This is a genomic window from Kitasatospora sp. MY 5-36, from assembly GCF_001182915.1.
Classification (GTDB): Bacteria; Actinomycetota; Actinomycetes; order Streptomycetales; family Streptomycetaceae; genus Kitasatospora.
The window spans coordinates 1-4,783 of the sequence record NZ_LFVW01000761.1 but is presented as its reverse complement, the minus strand read 5'-3'; the positions used below and the strand labels follow the sequence as shown (position 1 = coordinate 4,783).

At 74.0% G+C, this 4,783-nt stretch carries 3 protein-coding genes and 1 pseudogene; 3 read left to right on the top strand and 1 reads right to left on the bottom strand.

From position 1 onward, the window contains the following. Window positions 1–872, bottom strand: a pseudogene (locus AE652_RS48700) (hypothetical protein); the annotation flags it as partial. Between the two features lie 368 nt (window positions 873–1,240). Here AE652_RS48700 and AE652_RS35420 point away from each other — a divergent pair. The 3 genes from AE652_RS35420 to AE652_RS35410 all read left to right on the top strand — a co-directional run. Further along, window positions 1,241–2,002, top strand: coding sequence for a 3-hydroxybutyrate dehydrogenase (locus AE652_RS35420; protein WP_049659106.1), 762 nt, complete (start codon window positions 1,241–1,243; stop codon window positions 2,000–2,002). 153 nt (window positions 2,003–2,155) lie between these two features. Next, the gene (locus AE652_RS35415; protein ID WP_049659105.1) at window positions 2,156–3,535 is read left to right on the top strand and encodes an MFS transporter; all 1,380 of its coding nucleotides are present in this window, start codon (window positions 2,156–2,158) and stop codon (window positions 3,533–3,535) included. Window positions 3,536–3,602: 67 nt separating this feature from the next. Then, window positions 3,603–4,783: GAF domain-containing protein (locus AE652_RS35410; protein ID WP_049659104.1), on the top strand; the 1,181-nt coding region annotated here is incomplete at its 3' end.

Sequence of the window (4,783 nt, the reverse complement as noted above, 5' to 3'; positions counted from 1 at the left end):
ACGCCGGGGGCCGGGCCTCGCAACGGGCTCCCGGGGGACGCGCCGGGCGCACCCGGCGCCGGGGCGCCGGTGATGGCCGCGGAGGTGGCGCTGCCGGAGGGTGGACCGGTGGCGGTGTCCGGCCGGGCCAGGGTGGAGCCGTCCCGGGCGACCCGCTCGTCGGTGCGGCCGATCAGCCAGTCCCGGCTGGGGACGACCAGGCCGGCCGGGGTGAAGGCGATCCGGCGCAGCTCGGACTGCGGGCCGTTGTCCTTGCGCCACATGCTCGCCACGATGTCCACCGCCTCCTGCGGCGTCTCGGCGAACTCCAGGCCCGCGTAGACCGGGGCGCAGGCGTCCAGGCCGAGGTCCTGGGCGGTGAGGCGGCGGCCGAGCCGGCGGGTGAAGACCTCGGCGATCAGCGCCGGGGTGGCCCCGCGCGGCTGCTGGCCGCGCAGCCAGCGGGTGACCGAGGTCTTGTCGTAGCGCAGGTCGAGGCCGTGCTCCAGGCCGAGCTGGTCGACCCGGCGGGCCAGGCCCGCGTGCGAGAAGCCGGCCTCCTCGATCAGCGCCGCGAGCTGGCCGTTCTGCGGGGCCGGGCCGGAGTGGCCGGCGCCGCGGGCCGGGGCGGGCGCGACGGGGTTCTCGTGCCGGTCGGGTGTGGCCTGCACCGGCAGCCGCAGGTCGTCGGCGTCCGGGGCGTCGGCGGTCAACGTGTCGGTGGTCGACGCGTCGGCGGTCATGGCGTCGGCCGTCAGCGTGTCGGCGGTCATGGCGTCGGCGGTCAGTGCGTCGGGGGCGTCCGGAAGGGTCCGGCCGACCGGACCTCGGTGCTGGCCGAGCGGGTCGAGCGGTCCGTACGCCGGGCTGTCGGTTGCAGGCCGTTGGGGCATGTCTGTCAACACCTCTCGGACGTCGCACCGGGCCTCACCAGCACTTCGGCGGCCTGGGGCGGCGCCCCCTGTCGGGAATCGGCGTGAATGTAGCGAGCATTCGGGCGCTATGGGTGGATCTGACCGAGCAATCCACCGAACGGGTGAAGCAACCGCGCCCATTGTGGGGAAGCGGAGCCGGGAGGGGTTTGGTCTTCCGTAGCCGAACCGTCGGTGGTTCCGGGGGCCTCCCCGAGGGCCTCTCCGAGGGTCGATCCGCCGTTCGGGCCGCGGGTCGCCGTCATGGCGGACGACGCCACAACCTGGCGGGATGCTGTGGCGGTCCGCCACATGGGAGCGGGGCCGCCGGATTCCTACCGTTCTGGGCCATGGACACCTCTACTGCCCGCCCGCTCGCCGGGCGCACGGCCATGGTCACCGGGGCCGCCTCGGGCATCGGCCGGGCCTGCGCCGAGGCCTTCGCCGGGGCCGGCGCCCGGGTCTACGTCGTCGACCTCGCGGCCGGCCCGGCCGAGGAGCTCGCCGAGCGGATCGGCGGCCGCGCGATCGTCACCGACCTCGCCGACCCCGGGGCCGTGGACGCCCTCCCGGACGACGCCGACATCGTCGTCAACAACGCGGGCCTCCAGCACGTCGCCCCCGTGCACGAGTTCCCGCCCGACCGCTTCACCCTCATCCAGCGCGTCATGGTCGAGGCCCCCTTCCGCATCCTGCGCCGCACCCTGCCGCACATGTACGAGCAGGGGTGGGGCCGGGTCGTCAACATCTCCTCCGTCCACGGCCTGCGCGCCAGCGCGTTCAAGTCCGCGTACGTCACCGCGAAGCACGCACTGGAGGGCCTGAGCAAGACCGTCGCCCTGGAGGGCGCGCCGTACGGCGTCACCAGCAACTGCGTCAACCCGGGCTACGTCCGGACCCCCCTGGTGGAGAAGCAGATCGCCGCCCAGGCACTCGCCCACGGCATCCCCGAGGACGAGGTGGTCGAGCGGATCATGCTCGACCGCACCGCCGTGAAGCGCCTCATCGAACCCGACGAGGTCGCCCAGCTCGCCCTCTGGCTCTGCTCCCCCGCCTCCTCGTACATCACCGGCGCCAGCCTCCCCGTCGACGGCGGCTGGACGGCGCACTGAGCGACGGGCGCTCCGTGGTCCGGCCATCCCTCTCATAGGGAGAGCGGGCACATTCGACCCCGGGACTGTGTGGGCCGCCCACATAGTCCCGGGGTCGGCCGCTTCCTACCTTGTGGCGACATCGTCTCCCCCCTGGTTCTGGAAGTGGTGGCCATGAGCACCTCCGCACGAGGTACGGCGGCGAGCAGTTCACTCCCGAGAGTGGTGGCTGCGAGCCTGATCGGCACGACGATCGAGTGGTACGACTACTTCCTGTACGGAACGGCGGCGGCCCTGGTGTTCGGGAAGCTGTTCTTCCCGCACAGCGATCCGCTGACCGGGACGCTGCTCTCCTTCCTGACCTACGCGATCGGCTTCGCGGCGCGGCCGCTCGGGGCGCTGGTGTTCGGGCACTTCGGGGACCGGGTGGGCCGGAAGAAGCTGCTGGTGGTGAGCCTGCTGCTGATGGGCGGGTCGACCACGGCGATCGGACTGCTGCCGACCTACGACTCGATCGGGGTCGCGGCGCCGGTGCTGCTGACGGTGCTGCGGCTGGTGCAGGGCTTCGCGCTCGGCGGCGAGTGGGGCGGCGCGGTGCTGCTGGTGTCGGAACACGGGGACCAGCGGCGACGGGGCTTCTGGGCGTCCTGGCCGCAGGGCGGGGCGCCGGCCGGGAACCTGCTGGCGGCCGGGGTGCTGTCGCTGATGACGGCGGTGCAGTCGGACGCGGCGTTCCTGGCCTGGGGCTGGCGGGTGCCGTTCCTGCTGTCGGCGGTGCTGGTCGCGGTCGGGATGTGGATCCGGCTCGCGGTGGACGAGTCGCCGCTGTTCAAGCAGGCGCTGGCGGCGCAGCAGTCCCGGAAGGCTCCCGAACGGCCGCCGCTGGTCGAGGTGTTGCGGAACCACTGGCGGGAGGTGCTGGTGGCCATGGGCGCGCGGATGGCGGAGAACATCTCCTATTACGTGATGACGACGTTCGTGCTCGTGTACGCCGTCAACCACGCCCACTTCTCCAAGCAGACCGCGCTGAACGCCGTGCTGGTCGCCTCCGCGATCCAGTTCGCGCTGATCCCGCTGTTCGGCGCGCTGTCCGACCGGGTCGGGCGCAGGCCGGTCTACCTGGTGGGCGCGGTCGGGGTGGGCGCCTGGGCCTTCGTCTTCTTCGGCCTGGTCGACACGAGGTCCTTCGGCTCGCTGCTCGCCGCCGTGACCGTCGGACTGGTCTTCCACAGCGCCATGTACGCGCCCCAGGCCGCCTTCTTCTCCGAGCTGTTCGCGACCCGGATGCGGTACTCGGGCGCCTCGATCGGGGCCCAGTTCTCCTCCGTGGCGGCCGGCGCCCCGGCGCCGCTGATCGCCACCGCGCTGCTCAAGGACTACGGCAGCGCCACCCCCATCGCGGTGTACGTCGCCATCGCGGCGGCGGTCACCGTCCTGGCGGTGCTCTGCGGCCGGGAGACCAGGGGCCTGGACCTCGCGGAGGTCGAGGGGCAGGCCGGCCAGGACGGCCCGGAGCCGGACGCCGCCGCGGCCGGAAGGCCCGCCGTCGTCTGAGGGCCGAGCCGGTACGATCGCGCTTTCTCGGAACCGACGGAACCGACGCCGATTGGCAGCACGCACCATGAACCACCCTCAGGAAAGCGCCGCGCCCGCGCTGCGGCGACTGCTCGACCTGCTCGCCTCCGGCGCCGCCACCGAGGACTTCGCCGACGTGCTGGCCGACGCCCGCCGCCGCGGGGCGCCGGCCGCCGTCCTCGCCGAGATCGACGACGCCACCTGGCAGGCCCTGCGGGTCCACCGCACCCTGCGTCAACACCGGCGCCGCGAGGCCGAGTTGACCGCCCTGTTCGACACCGCCGGGGACCTCGCCGCCTCCCGGGACCTGGACACCGTGCTCCAGGCGATCGTCCGCCGGGCCCGGATGCTGCTCGGCACCGACACCGCCTACCTGACCCTGCCGGACGAGGCCGCCGGCGACACCTACATGCGGGTCACCGACGGCTCGGTCTCCGTCCTGTTCCAGACCCTGCGGCTCAGCCTCGGCCACGGCCTGGGCGGGCTGGTCGCCCAGACCGCCCGCCCGTACGCCACCCCCGACTACCGCACCGACGAGCGCTTCCACCACACCGGCACGATCGACGCGGGCGTGCTGGATGAGGGCCTGGTGGCGATCATCGGGGTGCCGCTGCTGCTCGGCGGGCAGGTCATCGGCGTCCTGTTCGCCGCCGACCGCTCGCCGCGCGCCTTCTCCCCCGACGAGGTCGCGCTGCTCTGCTCGCTGGCCGCGCACGCCGCGATCGCCCTGGACACCGCCAAGTCGCTGGCCGACACCCGGGCCGCGCTCGCCGAGCTGAACGCCGCCAACGAGCTGGTCCGGGCCCACTCCGCCGCCGTCCAGCGCGCCGAGCAGGCCCACGACCGGCTCACCGACCTGGTGCTGCGCGGCGCCGAGGTACCGGACGTCGCCGCCGCCGTCGCCGCCCTGCTGGGCGGGGAGATAGCGGTCCTGGACGCCGAGGGCGAGCCGCTGGCCGGACGCTCCGCCCCCGCCGCCGAACTCGCCGAGGCGGTTGCCGCCTCCCGCGCCGAGGGCCGGTCCGTACGCCACCGCGAGCAGTGGGTCTGCGCGGTGCTGGCCGGGCACGACGCGCTCGGCACCATGGTGCTGCGCGGCCGCCCCGACCTCGACGACGCCGACCGGCGGCTGTTCGAGCGGGCCAGCGTGGTCACCGCCCTGCTCCTGCTGCTGCGCCGCTCCGTCGCCGAGACCGAGAACCGGATCCGCGGCGACCTGCTCACCGA

Bases quoted from the DNA above. Each gene is read 5' to 3' on its own strand.
- AE652_RS35420 (WP_049659106.1), top strand. From the start codon at position 1,241: ATGGACACCTCTACTGCCCGCCCGCTCGCCGGGCGCACGGCCATGGTC.
- AE652_RS35415 (WP_049659105.1), top strand. From the start codon at position 2,156: ATGAGCACCTCCGCACGAGGTACGGCGGCGAGCAGTTCACTCCCGAGA.